Origin of the sequence: Microbacterium terrae, from assembly GCF_017831975.1 — a bacterium.
GTDB classification, from domain to species: Bacteria; Actinomycetota; Actinomycetes; order Actinomycetales; family Microbacteriaceae; genus Microbacterium; species Microbacterium terrae.
Map to the genome: position 1 here is coordinate 3,766,204 of NZ_JAFDSS010000001.1, position 20,114 is coordinate 3,786,317.

The following is a 20,114-nucleotide window of genomic DNA, read 5'->3' on the forward strand; positions in this document are numbered from 1 at the left end:
CGGCGCGAGAGGGCGAGGGCGGTGCGCCGCCGGGCTGGTCCGTAGTCATCCCGACGGCACACCAATGAAACGTTTCGGGGCCGAGGCTACTGGGCGACTCCGATCCCGCGCAAGCGGCGGTCGCAGTTCGATGAAACGTTTTTAGAAGATGCTTGCCGTCGCCGCCCGCGCTGTGTCAGACTTCGAGCGATCGCGACGGGAATGCGTTTTCCGTTTCGCTGTCGACACACGTCGAGCCCGCCGCGATCAGGACAGGGCCGAGTCCGTACGCGCCCGGTTCGTTGCGAGGGGATGCCGCGCCGTGGCGGCATCCGTCGCTCCTTTGCCGATGCAGACACAAGGAGGAACCGTGCCCCATCCGTCAGAGCGGCCCGCGGTCGCCAGAGCAGACCACGCGGCGTTCGCGCCACCCCCATCACGCGGACGCGGCGCGCGACGCCTCGCCGCCGCAGCGACGTCGGCCGTCGTCGTCGGCGCGCTCCTCGCCGCGGTGCCCAGCGCCGCGTCGGCCGTCGAGCCGAACGCCGAAGGCGCATACCTCTTCGACTTCGGCGGGCCCGCGTCGCCGCTCGCCGAGGGGCACAACCGCGTCACGCCGACCACGGCGTACGACGCGGGCACCGGCTACGGCATCTCGCTGCCCGCGGGTGCGAGCGTCATCTTCCGCGACCGCACCGGCTCGACGACGCCGGCCGATCCGCTCGCCAACGACTGGATCGGCGGCGTGAACTGGGGCTTCCTCGTCGACGTCCCCAACGGCGCCTACGAGGTGACCATCACCACCGGCGACCAGCTCGCCGGCACCTCGACGACCGCGACGACCGTCGCCCTGGAAGGCGTCGAGGCCGGACGCGTGACCGCGCGGCAGAGCGTGACCGTGCAGTCGTTCACCACGGTCGTCGAAGACGGCCAGCTCACCGTCGGCATCACCGGTACCGGCATCGGCGGCCTCCTCAACGGCGTCGAGATCACCCCGCTCGTGCCCGAAGCGCCCACCGGCGTCGCGATCACGAAGGTCGCGCACGACGCGGTCGACCTCGCGTGGGACGAGGTGGCGGATGCCGCCGGCTACGACCTGCTGCGCGCCGATGTCGACGGCGCCGAGGTCGGCGACTTCGCTCCGCTCGCAGAGGACCTCACCGAGACCTCGTACACCGACGCATCCGTCGAGGTGGGCGCTTCGTACGCGTACGCCGTCGTCGCCGTCAGCAGCTACGACCGGGCATCCGCCCCGAGCGACTCGGTGCGCAGCGGCGTGATCCCCGCGCTCGCCGCACCCGAGGCGCCGTCCGACCTCGCGGTCGGCACGGTGACCGCTGACGCGGTCTCGCTCACCTGGTCGGCGGTGTCGAACACCGACACCTACCTCGTCGAGCGGGCACCGGGGGGCACCGCGACCTTCAGCGAGCTCGGCGTCGTCGAGACCCCCGGCTACACCGACTCGGGTGTCGACACCTCGCAGGCGTGGACCTACCGGGTCACGGCACGCAACGACGCGGGCGAGGCAGCGGCCTCGGTCGACTCGAGCGCCTACAGCGCCCCCGCGCCGCTCCCCGACGGCGACACCGTCACCTTCGACTTCGGCCCGGGTGCGATCGCCGAGGGCGCGCTGCCCGTGACGAGCGCCACCGGGTTCGCCGAGGAGTGGGGCTACGGCTTCTCCACCGCTCCCACCGCCGCGACGCCTGATGTGGACCGCGGCACCGCCGACGCACTGCGCAGCGACTTCGTCGCGGTGGCGGGCTCGACCTTCGAGGTCGACCTCGGCGCAGGTGACTACAGCGTGACGATCACCGCCGGCGACGAGCACGCGGCGACCACGACCACGGTCACCGCGGAGGGCATCGCCAAGGTGCTCGCCAACCCGCAGGCCGCCGGTTCGTACCTGCAGATCCCGTTCACGATCGCCCTGGTCGACGGCACCCTCACCCTGCAGTTCGCCGGTGATGCGGCATCCGTCAACGCCGTCACGATCACGCGTCTGCCCGAGCGTGTCGCCGGCGCCATCACCACGGCGTACATCACGGGCGACTCGACGGTGCAGACCTACGACGCGACCGCGTACGCGCCGCAGGCCGGGTGGGGCCAGATGATCGACCGGTTCTTCGCCGACGACATCGCCTTCGCCAACCACGCCATCGGCGGCCGGTCGTCGAAGAACTTCATCACGCAGGGCCGTCTCGACGAGGTGCTCCGTGCGATCCGCCCCGACGACTACCTGTTCGTGCAGTTCGGTCACAACGACGCCACGCAGGGCGTCGACGACCGCTACGCCAGCCCCGAGGACTACAAGGAGTACCTCCGCACGTACGTCGAGGGAGCACGCCAGCGCGGCGCCACCCCGATCCTCGTGACTCCGGTGTCGCGTCGCTCGTTCGACGCCGAGACCGGGCAGTTCAACGTCAGCTTCCCCGAGTACGTGGCGAAGATGACCGAGCTCGCCGTCGAGGAGGACGTGCTGCTGGTCGACCTGTCGGCCTCGAGCCGTGCGTACCTGAACGAGATCGGCCCCGAGGCGTCGAAGGCGGTGTTCCTGCACGTCGATCCGGGCATCTTCCCGAACCGGCCGGCCGGGATCGTCGACGACACGCACTTCCAGGAGTACGGCGCCATCCAGATGGCGCGACTGATCGCTCAGGATGTCGCGCAGCTCGACGACCCGCTCGCCGCCGAGGTCTCCGACATCGAGCCCCCGGCCGAGGTGCCGGTCGCCCCGCAGAACGTGGTCGCCGGCGCGATCTCGAACGGGGGAGCGACGCTGCAGTGGGATGCCTCGCCCAGCGCCGACATCTACAAGATCTACCGACAGGCCGTGTCAGACCCCGAGCCCACCTGGGCGCTCGTGGGCATGGTCACCCAGACGAGCTCGATCGTGCAGGGTCTCGCCGAGGGCACCGGGTACCGCTACCGGGTGGTCGCGGTGAACGGCCGCGGCGAGTCCGAGCCGAGCGCGACGGTGACCTTCACCACCAAGCAGGCGCTGTACAAGTTCGACTTCCAGCTGTCGGGCAACCCGCTCATGGCGGGCTACACCGAGGTCACCCCGAACATGGGGTACACCGAGGAGCGCGGCTTCGGGTTCGCGACGCCGCTCGCGGCGAACGCGGGCCGCGACCGCGGGGCGGCCGAAGGATCGAACGACCTGATCCGCGATTTCGTGCTCCCGGGCGACAGCTCGACGTTCTCGCTCGACGTGCCCAACGGCACCTACTCGGTGAAGACGTACTCGGGTGACTGGATCGGCTCGACGCGCACCAGCTTCCGGGTCGAGGGCAAGGAAGCCGGCACCGGCAACGCCGGCCGCGGCGCGGTGAACGACACCCTCCGCGGGCCCTACCTGGTCACGGACGGGCAGCTGAACGTCGAGGCGTACGGCGCCGCGGCGGGAACCCGCTTCAACGGCCTCGAGGTGACCCCGATCCTGCTCGGCCCGACCGGGCTCGAACTGGTCGACCTCGACACCGATCCCGCGGCCCCGGCCGTCACCCTCGGGTGGGACGCCGAGCCGGGCCTCACCTGGAAGGTGTACCGCCAGTCGCCGTTCGACGCGAAGCCGGTGCTGGTCGACACGGCCTCCGAGCCGACGTTCGTCGACACCACCGCCCGCGTCGGGCTCGACTACGAGTACCACGTGACCGCCGTCGACCAGACCGACCTGGAGTCGGTGCCCTCGGGCACCGTCGAGGTGTCGTTCGTCGACGCCGACGTCACGGTGCCGAGCGCCCCGCAGGACCTCGGGGTCGAGCGCCTCGAGGCGCGCGAGATCGAGATCTCGTGGGCCACGCCGCTGAACACCCTGTACCACCTGGTGTTCCGCTCCGAGGTCGAAGGCGAGCGCGGCGAACTCGTCGGCGTCGCCGACGCGAACCGCTACGTCGACACCGACGTGCTCACCACGATCCCGTACTTCTACACGGTCGTCGCGGTGAACGCCGGCGGCGCGGGCGCGGCATCCGCTCAACTGGAGACGGATGCTCCGACCGTGCTGCAGCGTCAGGCCGAGTACCTCGACCGGGCCCCGGCCGCGGTGCAGACCGACGACGGCGTGCTGGTGACCTGGCGACTGCTCGGCACCGATCCTGCTGCGGTGGCGTTCCACGTCTACCGCGACGGGGAGCGCATCACCGACGAGCCGATCACCGACTCGACGAACCTGCTCGACGCCGACGGCACCGCCGACTCGACCTACTTCGTCACGAAGGTGCTGAACGAGGTCGAGACCACAGAGACCGACGAGTTCGGCGTGCAGACGGCGGCGTACCTGTCGGTGCCCCTCGACAAGCCCGCCGACGCGTACACGAAGGACGGGCAGCCCTACAGCTACTCGGCCAACGACGCATCCGTCGGCGATGTCGACGGCGACGGCCAGTACGAGCTGTTCGTGAAGTGGTACCCCTCCAACGCGAAGGACAACTCGCAGGCGGGCTACACGGGCAACGTCTACCTCGACGCGTACCGTCTCGACGGCACGCGGCTGTGGCGGGTCGACCTCGGAGTCAACATCCGTGCCGGTGCGCACTACACGCACCACATGGTCTACGACTTCGACGGCGACGGTTCGGCCGAGCTGATCGCGAAGACCGGTGACGGCACGATCGACGGCGTCGGCCAGCCGATCGGCAACGCCAGCGCCGACCACCGCAACAGCTCGGGGTACGTGCTCACCGGACCCGAGTACCTCACGGTGTTCGACGGGAAGACGGGTGCTGCGATCGACACGATCGACTACACGCCGGCCCGCGGCGACGTGGGAGCGTGGGGCGATGCCTACGGCAACCGGGTCGACCGGTTCCTGGCATCCGTCGCCTACCTCGACGGCGAGCACCCGAGCGCGGTCTTCAGCCGCGGGTACTACACCCGTGCCGTCGCCGCCGCGTACGACTTCGACGGCGAGAAGCTGACCGAGCGGTGGGTGATCGACTCGAACGACGAGGGCTCGGAGGGGTTCTACGGGCAGGGCAACCACGCCATGTCGGTGGCCGACGTCGACGGAGACTCGAAGGACGAGATCGTCTACGGCTCGGCGACGATCGACGACGACGGCACGCTGCTCTACTCGACGGGCCTCGGTCACGGCGACGCGCAGCACGTGTCGGACTTCGATCCGTCGCGTCCCGGCCTCGAGGTGTTCTCGGCGCACGAGGACATGGGCTCGTCGGGCAACCGCGGAGCGACGATGCGCGACGCGCGCACCGGCGAGATCCTGTGGGACATCCCGGCGACCGTCGACACCGGTCGTGCCGCGGCCGGCGACATCGACCCCCGCTACGCCGGCGCCGAAGGGTGGGCGGTCGGAAACGACGCCGCCTGGAACTCGCCGGTCGGTCAGCTGAAGTCGGCGACCGGGGAGCTGATCGGCGAGAGCATCCCGGCGGCGAACTTCCTCGCGTGGTTCGACGGCGATCCGCTCCGCGAGATCGTCGACCACGAGTTCGATGAGGCCGCCTACTGGGGCTACCCCACCGTGTCGAAGTGGAACTGGGAGACCGGCACCGAGGAGGTCATCCTGGCCGACGAGGGCGCCCGGTCGAACAACGGCACCAAGGGCACTCCGAACCTGCAGGCCGACCTCTTCGGCGACTGGCGGGAGGAGATCGCGTGGCGTTCGGCCGATTCGACCGAGCTGCGCATCTACTCGACGACCGATGTCACCGAGTACCGGATCCCGACGCTGATGCACGACACCCAGTACCGGGTGGCCGTGGCATGGCAGAACACGGGCTACAACCAGCCGCCGCACCCGAGCTTCTTCATCGGGGACGGGATGGATGCCGCTCCGCTGCCGTCGATCGCGGTGACGGGTGCCCCGTCGGGGTCGGATGACACGACCGCACCGGTGGTCGCCGGGGTTCCGGACGACGGCACCCTGCTGCCCTCGACCGGCACGTTCACGGTCGACGTGGCCGCGACCGACCCGGAGTCGGGGGTGCGCAACCTCGACATCGCGTTCGACGGCGAGCCCGTCGCGCCCGGCGCCGTGATCGACCTCGACGGCCTGGTCGGCTCGCACACCTTCACGGTGCGCGCGGTCAACCACGCGGGGCTCGTGACCGCGGTCACCTCGACCCTGCTGGTGTTCGACGACGAGGGCGCGACCGCGAAGCCGGGTCGGGGAAACCTGTCGAGCAACTCGGGATGGGACGACGGGCTGCACGACGGCACGTTCACCATCTCGATGAACCTCTGGTACGGAGTGAACGGATCGGTGTTCCGCCTCTACGAGAACGGTGAGCTGATCTCGACGAAGCTGCTCGACGCGAACAGCCCGCAGGCGCAGGTGACCACAGTCGACGTCGCCGGCAAGGAGAACGGCACCTACGTCTACACCGGTGAGCTCGTCAACGCGAAGGGCACCACCGCGACCACGTCGGTCACCGTGAAGGTGAAGGATGCCGCGCCCGCCCAGCCCGTGCTCTCGCACGACAACTGGGACAAGGACGGCGCCTACACGGTCACCGCCAACCTGTGGTGGGGCACCAACGGCACCACCTACCGGCTGTACGAGAACGGCACGCTGATCGACGAGCAGGCTCTCGTCGCAGCATCGCCGAACGCACAGCAGGCGACGACCGCCGTCACCGGCCGGGCGCCTGGCACGTACACGTACGTGGCCGAGTTCTCGAACACCGCCGGTGCGACCAGTTCGAAGGAGCTGAAGGTCACCGTGAAGTAGCGCCGTCGAAGCGCTTTGCGCCCTGCCCGGCACGCGTCCACGCGCGTGCCGGGCAGGGCTTCTTCGTTTCAGAACCCAGGAAATCAAGCACATTCAGGTGATCGTTACCTCGGCGTTACGATCAACCATTTGACGAGAGCGCTTCCATGCGCCTATTTTTATCGAAGCGGTTCGACGGACTTCGAAGCACGTTCGACTCCTCGGGCCGCGCCGCCGGCGGACCGGCGACCAGGTACACGAAGGAGTGGCATGGATCAGCGGCGATGGACAGGGGCCGTGAACGCGGGCGCCCGCGGGGTCTGGGCGTGACGCTGTGACGACTCAGGCGCAGGCGCAGGCGGTGTTCCAGGAGGCCGCGGTCCACAACCTCAAGCGTCGGGGCCGGCGCCGGCGCGGCGAGCGGCTGAAGCCCGCGGGGCGGCGCACCTCGTTCCGGATGTTCCTGTGCATCGCGCCGTTCGTCTTCCTGGCGTTCCTGTTCTCGTACCTGCCGCTCTACGGCTGGATCTACTCGCTGTACGACTTCAAGCCGGCACTCGGACTCGAGGGCAGCGAGTTCGTCGGGCTGCAGTGGTTCCAGATGCTGGTGAGCTCGCCGACGCAGATGGCGCAGATCGGCCAGGTGCTGCTGAACACCCTGGCGATCAGCTTCCTCGGGCTCGCGACCTCGATCCTGCCGCTCGCCTTCGCGGTGTTCCTCAACGAGATCAAGGCCGGGTGGTTCCGCAGCTCGGTGCAGACGCTCACAGCACTGCCGAACTTCATCTCGTGGGTGCTCGTCTACATGATCGCGTTCTCGCTGTTCTCGAGCTCCGGCCTCGTCAACGACGTGCTGATGGATGCCGGGCTCGTGACCGCACCGGTGAAGTTCCTCGACACCAGTGAGAACGTCTGGCTCACGATGACGCTGTGGTCGATCTGGAAGGGGCTCGGCTGGGGCGCGATCATCTACCTCGCCGCGATCGCGGGCATCGACCAGTCGCTCTACGAATCGGCCAAGATCGACGGCGCCGGGCGCATGCAGACAATGTGGTACGTCACCGTGCCGCAGCTCATGCCCACCTACCTCGTGCTGCTGCTGCTGTCGATCGCGAACATCCTGAACAACGGCATGGAGCAGTACTACGTGTTCCAGAACGCGTTCAACCGGGAGTACATCCAGGTGCTCGATCTGTACGTCTACAACATCGGCATGACCGGCAACAGCCTCTCGATGGCGACGGCGATCGGCATGCTCAAGAGCCTGATCTCGGTGGCGCTGCTGCTGACCGTCAACGCGGTCTCCAAGCGCGTCCGCGGCGAATCGATCGTCTAGGAGGATCCGTGGTCACCACGACTGAGACCCGCACGCTGCTGGCACCCAAGCGCCCCGCGCAGCCGGCGCGCTATCGCATGACGGCGGGCGACGCGATGTTCCGCATCCTGAACTACACCGTGTTCGCGGTCTTCACGGTCATCTGCGCGTACCCGTTCTACTACCTGATCATCAACTCGGTCTCGGCGAACGACCTCTCGGCGCTCGGCGACGTGCGCCTCTGGCCGATCGGGTTCCACCTCGACAACTACACGCAGGTGTTCCAGCTGCGCGGGCTTCCGCTCGCGACCGCGGTGAGCATCGGGCGCACGGTGCTCGGCACGGCGGCGACAGTGCTCGCTTCGGCGTTCCTCGGGTTCATGTTCACCCAGTCGCGCATGTGGGGCAGGCAGTTCTGGTACCGGTTCATCATCATCACGATGTACTTCAGCGCGGGCCTCATCCCGGTGTTCATCATCATGAAGAACCTCGGCCTCACCAACAACTTCTGGGTGTACGTGCTGCCGTTCGTGGTGCAGCCGTTCAACATCATCCTGGTCAAGACCTTCGTCGAATCGATGCCCCGCGAACTGCAGGAGGCGGCGGAGGTCGACGGTGCGAACATCCTCCAGATCTTCTTCCGCATCTATCTGCCGAACATGACGCCGATCCTCGCGACCATCGCGATCTTCTCCGCGGTCATGCAGTGGAACAGCTTCCAGGACACGCTGATCTACGTCACCGACCAGAGCCTGTACACGCTGCAGTACCTGCTCTACATGTTCATCAACCAGGCCTCGAGCCTCGCCCAGGCGGCGCAGGACGCCGGCGGCAACCTCGGACAGATCGCGAGTGCGGCGACGACCCAGACACCGACGTCGATCCGCATGACGGTGTCGGTGCTGGTCGTGCTGCCCATCATCTTCATCTATCCCCTGTTCCAGCGCTTCTTCGTGAAGGGCATCATGCTCGGCGCCGTCAAGGGCTGACGACGCGAGAACCCCGAGAAAGGAAAGCAATGAAGCTGAAGAGAATGGTGGCCCTCGGGGCCGTCGCTATGCTCGCCGCGGGATCCCTCGCCGCCTGCACCGCCGGCGGCACCGACGAGGAAGTGGTCGAGACCGAGGCGTTCCCCGAGTCGTGGGACGAGACGATCACGATCGACGTGTTCGACGGCCTGGCGAACTACATGGGCATCCAGCAGGGCTGGTTCGCCAAGATCGTCAAAGACAAGTTCAACATGGAGCTGAACGTCATCGCCCCCAACGTCGCCGGCGGCGGCGACACGCTGTACAACACGCGTGTGGCGGCGGGCGACCTCGGCGACCTCATCATCACCGACAAGGGCGAGAAGCTCGATGAGCTGATCGACGGCGGGCTCGTGCTCGACGCGTCGCAGTACTACCCCGCGATGCAGAGCGTCGCAACGTTCGACACCGCCGTGGAGCACCTCAACGAGGGCAAGGAGGGCATCTACGGCTTCCCCGGCTCGGTGTCTTCGAAGCTGCCGACTGAGCCGTCGGAGGGCCTCGAGCCGACCTTCGGCCCGTACCTGCGCTGGGATCTCTACGGCGAGGCCGGGTACCCCGAGATGGACACCCTCGAGGATCTGCTGCCGGTGCTGAAGGAGATGCAGGATCTGCAGCCCACCGCCGACAACGGACAGCCCACCTACGCGTTCTCGCTGTTCAAGGACTGGGACGGCAACATGATGACCGTCGCGAAGCAGCCCGCATGCTTCTACGGCTACGACGAGATCGGGTTCGTGCTCGCGAAGGCCGACGGCTCGGACTACCAGTCGATCCTCGACCCCGACGGCGCGTACGTGCGCAACCTGCGCCTCTACTACGAGGCCAATCAGCTGGGCCTCGTCGACCCCGAGTCGACCACTCAGAACTACGACACCCTGTTCTCGAAGATGCAGAACGGGCAGGTGCTGTTCTCATGGTGGCCGTGGCTCGGCCAGTCGGCCTTCAACACCGAGGAGAACCTGCAGGCGGGCAAGGGCTTCCAGATGGCGCCGCTCGCCGACCAGGAGATCTTCTCGTACGGTGCCGAGGCCTACGGCGGCAAGCAGGTGTTCGCCATCGGCTCCGGTGCGGAGGACCCGGAGCGCATCGCGGCGTTCATCGACTGGCTGTACTCGCCCGAGGGCGCCTACTCCAACGGCAGCCAGACCGGCGCCGGCGCCGGCCCCGAGGGGCTCACGTGGGAGCTCAGCGACGACGGTGAGCCCGCGCTCACCGAGACCGGCACCGCGGCATTCCTGCAGGGTGGCGCGACGGTTCCCGAGGAGTGGGGCGGGGGCGAGTACGCCGACGGCGTCTCGGCCCTCAACATGACGGCCGTGCTGCCCATCGAGATCGACGAGGCGACCGGGTACCCGTACAACTACACCTTCTGGCCCTCCTACCAGGAGTCGATCGCCAACCCGCTGACCGAGGACTGGTCGGCGAAGATGGACGGCTCGACGACGACGATGGAGTACCTCACCGCCAACGACCAGCTGCTGGTCGCTCCCGGCGCGAGCTTCACGGCGCCGGCCGACGCATCCGACATCGAGACCCTGCGCAACCAGGTCAAGGCGATCATCGTGCAGTACTCGTGGCAGATGGTGTTCGCCGAGAACGACGCGCAGTTCGACTCGATGCTCGACGAGCTGCAGGAGACGGCGAACGGCCTCGGCTACGAGCAGGTGCTCGACGTCGACATGGCAAACGCCGAGGCGCAGAACGACGCCCGCGAGCAGGTGACTGCGGACTTCGCCGGCTGAGCGGACGCAACGGACGGGCCCGGGGTCGCACGCGATCCCGGGCCCGTCCGCGTGCGCGGCGCGGCTGCGCGTGCGGCCGGTTGCGCGTGCGGCGCGGCTGCGCACTGCGTCTGCGGTTGTGCACTGCCGATGCCGTTCCGCCCCCAGATTCCGTGGTGCGGAGCCACAGGTTCTGGGGGTGGAGCGCCATGCCGAGCTGCTCCGCCCCCAAGATCTGTGGCGCACGACCGCAGATTGTGGGGGTGGAGCGTCAGGTGCGCGCGGGGGCGTGACCGCGGCGGGGGCTGGGGGGCCGCGGCCGCCCGGGAGGTCAGGCGGAGCGGCGGGTGAAGATGCTCCGGAAGAGGAACGCCGCGACGTAGGCGCCGAACGAGAAGCCGATCGTCGCGACCACGAAGAGGAACGGCGGGAAGACGATGCCGAGACTCACGACCGTGATCGGAAGGAGGAGTATCCCGAGGGTGCGCACCGGCTCGGCGAACGGCAGCAGCAGTGCGTTCTTCACGGTCTGGCGCATCGTGTTGCGGTAGCGGGCGATGAGCGCACACGCGTGGAGGAAGACCGCGAAGACGTAGATCGCCGCGAGGAACGCGAGGACGGATGCGGCGCCCGCGAGCGGGCTCGGGTGCGACATCCAGAACACCCCGCTGAAGGCGAGCACGACGGCCGGCACGAGGAGCGCAGTCGCGGCGAATCCCCGGACGAAGTTCTCGCGCAGCGCGGGGAAGAAGTCGGCGAGCGGGCGGCCGCGCTCGTCGTCGGAGTAGTGCAGCATCACCTGGAACAGCGCGCTCGTGGCCGACCCGATCGTGACGAGCGGCAGGCACAGCACCAGATACACGACGTTGAGGGCGATGAAGGCGAGGAACCCGGTCACACCCGAGGCGATGCGTCCCTCTGGATCGGTGCGCATCGGCGTCACGGCTTCGTCGCGCTCGCCAGGTGAGGGGGCAGCAGCCGCACGGCCTGACGCGGAGAGCCTGCGAGCATCTCGCACAGCATGTCGGTGGCCGCCGCCCCGATCGCCTCGGCCGGCACCGAGATGCTGTCGGCGAGCCCGGGCACGGTGGCCGCCACGTCTTCGGGGCACAGGGCGACCGTGTCGAAGCGGTCGCCGCCGTGCACCGCGAGCCGCGCCGCCGCATGGGGGAGCGCTCCTTCGTTGTGCACGAGGAATCCGGTGGCCGACGGATGCTCCGACACGACCCGGTCGACGGTCTGCGCCGCCTCGGGAGTGCTCGGACAGGGGTGGATGGTTCCCGACACGTCGTTCGCCTCGCAGGCGGCGAGGAAGCCGCGGGCCAGGCGGTCGGCGTACGAGGTGTGCCGCGCCATGACCTCGGGCGGCGAGCCGATGAGCGCGAGGTCGCGGTGGCCGAGCGCGACGAGGCGGTCGACGGCGAGCCAGCCCGCGGCTTCGAAGTCGAAGTCGACGCAGGGCAGCGCTCGCCTGCCGGCGGGGAGGCCGATGAGCACGCTGGGGTGCGGCAGGTCGGTGAGCGTGGCGATGCGGGGATCGTCGCTCTCGACGTCCATCACGAGGAGCGCGTCGACCATCGATCCGCGTGCGGCGCGCTGGAGCGCCTTGGCGTCGTCGCTCGCCAGGAGCAGGATGTCGTAGCCCTGGGTGCGCGCCCGGGTGACGACGCCCGTGACGACCTGCATGATGACGTGCACGTCGACTCCGGAGCGCAGCGGCGCCTGCAGCCCGATGACGTTCGTCGCCCGCGATGCGAGCGAACGGGCGCCGGCGTGCGGGCTGAAGCCGAGGGCGTCGATGGCGCTCTCGACCCGATCGCGCGTCTCCTGCGAGATGGTGCGCTTGCCGCTCATCACGTACGAGACGGTGGAGATCGAGACCCCAGCCTTCTGGGCGACATCCGCGATCGTCACCATGTGGTTCCCCTTCCGCCGGTCCCCGTGGTCACGCCGAGCGTGAGCACGCACGTGCCCCGGGCGTCGCGCGGACCGGTCTCCGCCATTCTCGCGTGCATCGGAGAGTGCCGTCGATCGTGCGCCGCGCGCCGCTGCGTGGACATCGTCACAGGGGTAGTATATGGTCTCCGTTGTTGAAGCGCTTCGAGGATGTTGCGAGAGAGTTCGGGAATCAATGTCGATCACACGTCCTGCCGTCTCCGGCGCCGACGCGTTCACGGCGCTCACCGACGATCTCGGCATCTGCTTCGGGGGCGACTACAACCCCGAGCAGTGGCCGCGCGAGACGTGGATCGAGGATGCTGCGCTCATGGAGCGCGCCGGCGTCAACCTCGTCACGGTCGGGGTCTTCAGCTGGTCGACGATCGAGCCGACGCCCGGCGAGCGCACCTGGGACTGGCTCGACGAAGTGCTCGATCTTCTGCATGATCACGGCATCGCGGTGGACCTCGCGACCCCGGTCGCCTCGCCGCCGCCGTGGCTCGGCGTGCTGCATCCCGAGACCCTTCCGGTCGACCGCGACGGGGTGCGCCTGGTCGCCGGATCCCGCAACCAGTTCGCCCCCGCCTCGCGGGCGTATCGCGACGCCGCGCGCGCCGTCACAGCCGACCTCGCCGCTCGTTACGCGGCCCACCCGGCGGTGCGGATGTGGCACGTCGGCAACGAATACGGGCAGCTCGACTTCGGCGACGAGGCGGCCCGCGGGTTCCGCTCCTGGCTCCGCGATCGCTACGTGACTGTCGAAGCGCTCCACCAGGCGTGGGGCACGTCGGTGTGGTCGCAGCGCTACCGGGACTTCGACGAGATCCTGCCGCCGCGACGCACGCCGTATCTGGTGAACCCGGGGCAGGCGCTCGACTTCCGCCGCTACACCTCCGACGAGCTGCTGGAGTGCTACGTCGAGCTGCGCGACGTCATCCGCGATGCGGGGGCGACCCAGCCGATCACGACGAACTTCATGGGCTTTTTCGCCCACGCCGACTACCACCGGTGGGCCGGCGAGGTCGATGTGATCGCCGACGACCAGTACGTCGACCACGCGTCACCGAACGCCCCGGCCGACATCGCGCTGGTGCAGGACCTGATGCGGTCACTCGGGGGCGGTCGTCCGTGGGTGCTCATGGAGCAGGCCGTGAGCGCGACGTCGTGGCGGGCGCACAACCTGCCGAAGACCCCGGCACGCCTGCGGCTGGACTCGCTGCAGGCCGTGGCCCGCGGCGCCGACGCGGTGTGCTTCTTCCAGTGGCGGCAGGCTGCCGCCGGCGCGGAGCGCTTCCACTCGGCGATGCTGCCGCACGCCGGCGCCGATACCGAGGTGTTCGCGGGGGTGACGCGACTGGGGGGCGATCTGGCCCGGCTGCGCGCCGTGACGGGCACGACCGTCGAGGCATCCGTCGCGATCCTCTTCGATTGGCCGTCGTGGTGGGCGGGCGAGGAGACCGCGCGCCCGACCGAGCGGCACGAGACCCTCGCCGAGGTGGCGCGGTGGCACCGCGACCTGTGGCGCCGCGGGGTCGCGGCAGACGTCGTGCGCCCGGGCTCCGACCTGTCGGGGTACCGCGTGGTGCTCGTGCCCCACAGCTACATCCTCGAGCCCGACGCCGCCGCAACCCTCGCCCGCGCCGTGGCGGGTGGTGCCCAGCTCGTCGTCGGCGCGTTCAGCGGGGTCGCCGACGAGCATGGGCGCATCCTGCAGGGTCGCTCACCGGTGCTGCTGCGCGACCTCCTCGGCGTGAGCGGCGAGGAGTGGGTCGCGCTGCCGGACGCGGGCGTGCAGTTGCGCGCGGAGCCCGCCGCGACGACCGACGCCGCTGCGACGACCGACGCCGCTGCGACGACCGACGCCGCTGCGACGACCGACGCCGCCCCGACGACCGACGCCGCCCCGGCACCGGCATCGCCGCCCGCGACCGACGCGTCGGCAGGGTCGGCGAGCATCCTCGGGGAGAGGCTGCGCGCCGATGGAGCGGAGGTGCTCGCGCGGTTCGCCGCGGGGCACCTCGCCGATGCGCCGGCCATCACGCGGCGCCGCACCGACGCGGGCACCGTCTGGTACCTCGGGGCCGTCGTGTCGGACGACGCGCTCGCCGCCGTGCTGGGCGATGCGCTCGCCGCCGGTGACGTGCAGGGCGCGCTCGGCGCGGCATCCGTCCCCCTCGGCGTCGAGGCCGTGCGCCGCGGCGACGCGCTCTTCCTCCTCAACCACGGCGACGTGCCCGCGCGGCTCGATCTGCCGTCCGCGACCACCGACCTGCTCACAGGCCGAGACATCGGCCCCGCCGCGACCCTCGGTCCGGCGGAGGCCCTGGTGCTCATCGAAAGGCACGCACAGTGAAGTTCACAGACGGGTACTGGCTCGCACGGCCGGGCATGACGCCGCTCTACGCCGTCGAGGTCGACGACGTCCGTGCCGATGCGGCGGCGGGCACCATGACGGTGTACGCCACGACCGTGCCGGTGCGCGGACGCGGCGACACGCTCAACCGCGCCCTGCTGACCATCACGTACTCGTCTCCGGCGCCGGGGGTGATCAAGACGCGCGTCCAGCGTCACTCCGGGGGCGTGCACCTCGGTCCCGACTTCGAGATCACCGCGGCCCCCGACTTCGTCCCCGAGATCAGCATCGACGAGAGCCGGGGCGTGCTGACCGCGGGCGAGCTGTCGGTGGTGGTGCGCCGGTCGGGTCCGTGGCTCGTCGAGTTCCGAAGCGGCGGCCGTGTGCTGACGACGTCGCTCCCGCGATCGATCGGCCACGTCACCAACCACGCGGCGACGTGGGTGCATCAGCAGCTGTCGATCGAGGCGGGCGAGCGCGTCTACGGACTCGGCGAGCGGTTCGGCGCGTTCGTCAAGAACGGTCAGGTCGTCGAGACCTGGAATGCCGACGGCGGCACCTCGAGCGAGCAGGCGTACAAGAGCATCCCGTTCTACGTCACCAGCCGCGGCTACGGCGTGCTCGTCGACAGCCCCGGGAACGTCTCGTTCGAGGTCGGCAGCGAGGTCAACTCGCGCGTGCAGTTCTCCGTCGAGGGCGAGACGCTCGACTACTACGTCATCGACGGGCCCGAGCCGAAAGACGTGCTGCGCCGCTACACCGCGCTCACCGGGCGACCGTCGCGGGTGCCGGCGTGGTCGTTCGGGCTGTGGCTCACCACATCGTTCACCGCCAGCTACGACGAGGAGTCCGTCAACTCGTTCGTCGACGGCATGGCCGAGCGCGACCTTCCGCTGTCGGTCTTCCACTTCGACTGCTTCTGGATGCGCGAGTACCAGTGGACCGATTTCGAATGGGATGCCCGCACCTTCCCGCATCCCGAGGCGCAGCTCGCGCGGCTCCACGCCAAGGGGCTCCGGATCTCGGCGTGGATCAACCCGTACATCGCGCAGCGCTCCGCGCTGTTCGCCGAGGCGGCGGCCGCCGGCTACCTCCTCAAGCGCACCGACGGGGGCGTCTGGCAGTGGGACATGTGGCAGGCCGGCATGGCCCTCATCGACTTCACCAATCCCGCGGCCCGCGACTGGTACGTCGGCAAGCTCGACCGCCTGATGGAGCAGGGCGTCGACACGTTCAAGACCGACTTCGGCGAGCGGATCCCGGTCGACGGCGTGGCCTGGCATGACGGCTCCGACCCGCATCGCATGCACAACTTCTACGCGAAGCTGTACAACGAGGTGGTGTTCCGGGCCATCGAACGGCGCCGCGGCGCGGGCGATGCCGTCGTCTTCGCGCGGTCGGCGACCGTCGGGTCGCAGCAGTACCCGGTGCACTGGGGCGGCGACTGCGACTCGACGTACCTGTCGATGGCCGAGTCGCTGCGCGGCGGGCTGTCGCTCGCCATGTCGGGCTTCGGATACTGGAGTCACGACATCGGCGGCTTCGAGGGCACGCCCGACCCGGGTGTCTTCAAGCGCTGGCTGGCCTTCGGCCTGCTCTCGTCGCACTCGCGGCTGCACGGCTCCGACTCGGTGCGCGTGCCCTGGGTGTTCGACGACGAGGCGGTCGACGTCACGCGGCTGTTCACCAAGCTGAAGATGCGGCTCATGCCGTACCTGGCCCGGTTCGCCGAAGAGGCCCACACCGACGGCATCCCGATGATGCGTCCGATGGCTCTCGAGTTCCCGGGCGACCGCGGCGGCTACGACGCCGACACGCAGTACATGCTCGGCGATGCGCTCGTGGTCGCTCCCGTGTTCACCCCCGACGGGTCGGTCGAGTACTACCTGCCCGAGGGGGAGTGGACGTCGCTGCTCGACGGCTCGGTCGCCGCCGGCCGACGCTGGATCTCCGAGACCCACGGCTTCGACTCGGTGCCGCTGCGGGTGCGCCCGGGCACGGTGCTGCCCCTCGGGGCGGTCGACGACCGGCCCGACTACGACTGGGCCGACGGCGTGACGCTGCGCTGCTTCGCGCTGCCCGACGGCTACGACGCCACCACGACGGTGCCCGGCCACGACGGCGCCGCATCCGTCGCCTTCCACGTGCGCCGCGACGGCGCCGTCATCACCGCGACGACCGACGACGCGCGCGCCGGCTGGTCGCTGCAGGTCGGCGCTCGCACCGTGTCGGCGACCGGCGCCGCGCAGCTGCAGATCGAGATCGAGGAGACCGACCGATGACCACCCAGGCGACCCCCGCGGCGGTGCCGAGCGAGACCGACCCGGACGCGGCGGCGCCGCTCTTCCGCCGGGTCGACGCGTCACTCGCCGAGCGGGCACGCGACCTGCTCGAGCGGCTGACCACCGAGGAGCGCATCGCCATGCTGCATCAGGCGATGCCGGCGGTGCCCCGCTTGGGTGTCGCCGAGTACCGCACCGGATGCGAGGCGCTGCACGGCGCCGCCTGGCTCGGCACGGCGACGGTGTTCCCGCAGCCCGTCGGCCTCGCCGCGACGTGGGACCCCGACCTCATCGAGCGCGTCGGCGAGGTGGCAGCCACCGAGGTGCGGGCCAAGCGCGCCGAGAACCCGCTCGTGAGCCTCAACGTGTGGGCGCCGGTGGTCAACACCCTGCGTCACCCCGGCTGGGGCCGCAACGAGGAGGGCTACTCCGAAGACCCGCACGTGACTGCGCTGTGCGGCACCGCGTACTCGCAGGGCCTGCGCGGCCGGCATCCGCGGGTCTGGAAGACCGTGCCCGCGCTCAAGCACTTCCTCGGGTACGACAACGAGACCGACCGCTCGGTGACCGACTCCGAGATGTCGCTGCGCACCCTCCACGAGGAGGAGCTGCCGGCCTTCCGCGGCGCGATCGAGGCTGGTGTCGCCGGCGGCATGATGCTGGCGTACAACCGGGTGAACGGGTCCCCGGCGCACACGCAGCCCGAGCTCGTCGCCGAGGCCCGGTCGTGGGCGGACGGCTCGCTGGCCGTGGTGTCGGATGCCGGTGCCCCCACGTTCCTCGTCACGACGCAGCGGGCGCAGCCCGACCACGTGCACGCCGCCGCGGCCCTCGTCACGAGCGGGCTCGACTCGTTCACCGACAACGACGCCGATGCCGCGCCGACGATCTCGTACGTCACCGAGGCGCTCGAGCGCGGGCTCCTCACCGCCGCCGACGCCGACCGGGCCGTGCTGCGGCTGCTCGAGCTGCGGCTGCGCACCGGCGAATTCGACGGCGACGCCGACCCGTACGCGACCATCACCGTCGCCGACATCGACCAGCCCGCCTCGCGGGAGCTCGCGCGCGAGAGCGTGGCGCGCTCGGTCGTGGTGCTGCGCAATGCGGCCGGGGTGCTCCCGCTCGCGGAGCCCGCGCGCATCGCGGTGGTCGGCCCGCTCGCCGACGCCGTGCTGACCGACTGGTACGCCGGCACCCCGCCGTACTCGGTGGGCATCGCCGCGGGCCTCGCCGCGCGGTACCCGAAGGCGGCCGTCGAGGTCGCCACGGGCGCCGACACGGTGGCGCTGCGAGCACTGTCGAACGGGCGCTACCTGCGCGCGGATCAGACGGGCGCCGTCGTCGAAGCCGCCGCCGAGGCCGCCACTGACGACACCCGCTTCGACGTCGTCGACTGGGGCGACGGCATCCTCTCCCTGCGCTCCGCCGCGAGCGGGCGTCTGCTCACCGGCGGCGCGTGGCCGGTGCGCGCCGACGCCGACCGCATCGGCGGCTGGGTCGTGCAGGAGAGCTTCCGCCGCCACGTGCACGCCGACGGAACCTGGTCGCTCCTGCACCTCGGATCGGGTCGCTGGCTGCGGGTCATGCGCGATTCGGGGCTCGTCGCCGCTGAGGCCGTGACCGTCGATCAGGCCGAGCGGTTCGCCGCCCGGGTGGTCGTGTCGGGCGCGCAGGCAGTCGCGGATGCGGCGGCCGCCGCCGACCTCGTCGTGGTGGCCGTCGGCAACGATCCGCACCTCGCGGGACGCGAGACGGAGGACCGCCCGCACCTGTACCTGCCCGCATCCGCTGTGGCGGTCTGGCGCGCCGCGCGCGAGGCCAACGACCGTGCCGTGCTCGCGATCGTGTCGAGCTATCCGTACATCCTCGGTGACGGGGTGCGCGACGCCGAGACCGTCGTGTGGTCGAGCCACGGCGGGCAGGAACTGGGGAACGGCCTGGCCGACGTGCTCTCGGGCGACGCGGAGCCGACCGGGCGACTCGCGCAGTCGTGGCCGGCGACGCCCGAGCAGGCCGGCGACCTGTTCGACTACGACACTTTGCGCCAGGGCGCGACGTACCGCCACCAGGCTGACGCCCCCGCGTTCGCGTTCGGCCACGGACTCACCTACGGCGCGGTCTCGTACGGCGAGGTGACGGTGACGGATGCCGCGGCGCCGGCGCCGGCGCCCACGCACGCGCATCCCGGGTTCGCGCCGCGTGCGGGTGACGCGCTCGTGCGCGCATCGGTGCGCGTGCGAAACAACGGCGAGCGGGCGGCAGAAGAGCTGGTGCAGCTGTACGCGCTCCCCGAAGGGATGCCGATCCCGACGCCGCGCCGGCTGCTGGTCGCGTTCGATCGCGTGCGGCTCGAGCCGGGCGAGGAGCGCGTGGTCGACCTGGCCTTCGCGGTCGACCGGCTCGCGGTGTGGGACGACGACGCGCGGGTCGCGGGCGCGGTCGACGACTGGCTGCATGCCGGAGCCCTGCGCGTGCAGCCGGGTGTCTACCGGCTGCACGCCGGCAGCTCGGCGTGGGACCTGCCGGTGTCGACCGCGTTCGAGGTGACCGCCGGCTGAGGACGTTTCGTCTCGGGCGCTGCGCGCCCTCGCTCAACGACCGCGTTGTGCCCCCCCCGGGGTCGTTGAGCGAGCACAGCGAGTCGAAACGTGTGGTGCCCCCTGGTCGTTGAGCGAGCGCAGCGAGTCGAAACGCGTCGCCCCCCCGGTCGTTGAGCGAGCGCAGCGAGTCGAAACGGGTCGCCCCCCGGTCGTTGAGCGAGCACAGCGAGTCGAAACGTGTCGCGCCCCCCCCGGTCGTTGAGCGAGCACAGCGAGTCGAAA

9 protein-coding genes are annotated in these 20,114 nt (G+C 70.1%); 7 read left to right on the forward strand and 2 right to left on the reverse strand.

Going from position 1 to position 20,114, the window contains the following annotated elements; genetic code table 11:
- The first annotated feature begins 349 nt into the window (after positions 1–349).
- The 4 genes from JOD63_RS18305 (at position 350) to JOD63_RS17095 (ending at position 10,740) form a co-directional block, all read left to right on the forward strand.
- Positions 350–6,673, forward strand: a complete 6,324-nt coding sequence (locus JOD63_RS18305) for a rhamnogalacturonan lyase family protein (RefSeq protein ID WP_307803169.1) — start codon at positions 350–352, stop codon at positions 6,671–6,673.
- A gap of 313 nt (positions 6,674–6,986) precedes the next feature.
- Positions 6,987–7,988 (forward strand): ABC transporter permease, encoded by a 1,002-nt coding sequence (locus JOD63_RS17085; protein ID WP_045274224.1) that lies wholly within the window; start codon positions 6,987–6,989, stop codon positions 7,986–7,988.
- An 8-nt stretch (positions 7,989–7,996) separates the two neighbouring features.
- Entirely contained in the window at positions 7,997–8,956 is a 960-nt protein-coding gene (locus JOD63_RS17090) for a carbohydrate ABC transporter permease (RefSeq protein WP_084613307.1), read from the forward strand.
- 29 nt (positions 8,957–8,985) lie between these two features.
- Positions 8,986–10,740: a type 2 periplasmic-binding domain-containing protein gene (locus JOD63_RS17095; protein WP_045274225.1), complete on the forward strand. Its 1,755-nt coding sequence runs from the start codon at positions 8,986–8,988 to the stop codon at positions 10,738–10,740.
- 310 nt (positions 10,741–11,050) lie between these two features.
- On the opposite strand, the gene JOD63_RS17100 is transcribed toward JOD63_RS17095, so the two are convergent.
- Entirely contained in the window at positions 11,051–11,653 is a 603-nt protein-coding gene (locus tag JOD63_RS17100) for a YesL family protein (protein WP_045274636.1), read from the reverse strand.
- Positions 11,654–11,658: 5 nt separating this feature from the next.
- Positions 11,659–12,918 carry a LacI family DNA-binding transcriptional regulator gene (locus JOD63_RS17105; RefSeq protein ID WP_271180723.1) on the reverse strand — a complete coding sequence of 420 codons (1,260 nt, stop codon included), beginning with the start codon at positions 12,916–12,918 and terminating at the stop codon, positions 11,659–11,661.
- On the opposite strand from JOD63_RS17105, the gene JOD63_RS17110 reads away from it, so the two are divergent.
- The 3 genes from JOD63_RS17110 to JOD63_RS17120 are packed head-to-tail and all read left to right on the forward strand — an operon-like array spanning position 12,851 to position 19,850.
- Positions 12,851–15,010 (forward strand): beta-galactosidase, encoded by a 2,160-nt coding sequence (locus JOD63_RS17110; protein ID WP_045274622.1) that lies wholly within the window; start codon positions 12,851–12,853, stop codon positions 15,008–15,010. The two genes, JOD63_RS17105 and JOD63_RS17110, sit on opposite strands and share 68 nt — an antisense overlap.
- Positions 15,007–17,292 (forward strand): alpha-xylosidase, encoded by a 2,286-nt coding sequence (gene yicI / locus JOD63_RS17115; protein ID WP_045274621.1) that lies wholly within the window; start codon positions 15,007–15,009, stop codon positions 17,290–17,292. Before JOD63_RS17110 ends, yicI begins: the two co-directional genes overlap by 4 nt.
- On the forward strand, positions 17,289–19,850 hold the full coding sequence (locus tag JOD63_RS17120) for a beta-glucosidase family protein (protein ID WP_084613364.1): 2,562 nt from the start codon (positions 17,289–17,291) through the stop codon (positions 19,848–19,850). The genes yicI and JOD63_RS17120 overlap by 4 nt, the downstream gene beginning before the upstream one ends.
- The last annotated feature ends 264 nt before the right edge of the window (positions 19,851–20,114 follow it).

What these genes read in the sequence shown, in the direction of transcription:
- JOD63_RS17095 (WP_045274225.1), top strand. Translation starts at nt 8,986, where the DNA reads ATGAAGCTGAAGAGAATGGTGGCCCTCGGGGCCGTCGCTATGCTCGCC.
- JOD63_RS17120 (WP_084613364.1), top strand. Translation starts at nt 17,289, where the DNA reads ATGACCACCCAGGCGACCCCCGCGGCGGTGCCGAGCGAGACCGACCCG.
- JOD63_RS17100 (WP_045274636.1), bottom strand. Translation starts at nt 11,653, where the DNA reads ATGCGCACCGATCCAGAGGGACGCATCGCCTCGGGTGTGACCGGGTTC.
- JOD63_RS17110 (WP_045274622.1), top strand. Translation starts at nt 12,851, where the DNA reads ATGTCGATCACACGTCCTGCCGTCTCCGGCGCCGACGCGTTCACGGCG.
- JOD63_RS17105 (WP_271180723.1), bottom strand. Translation starts at nt 12,918, where the DNA reads ATGCCGAGATCGTCGGTGAGCGCCGTGAACGCGTCGGCGCCGGAGACG.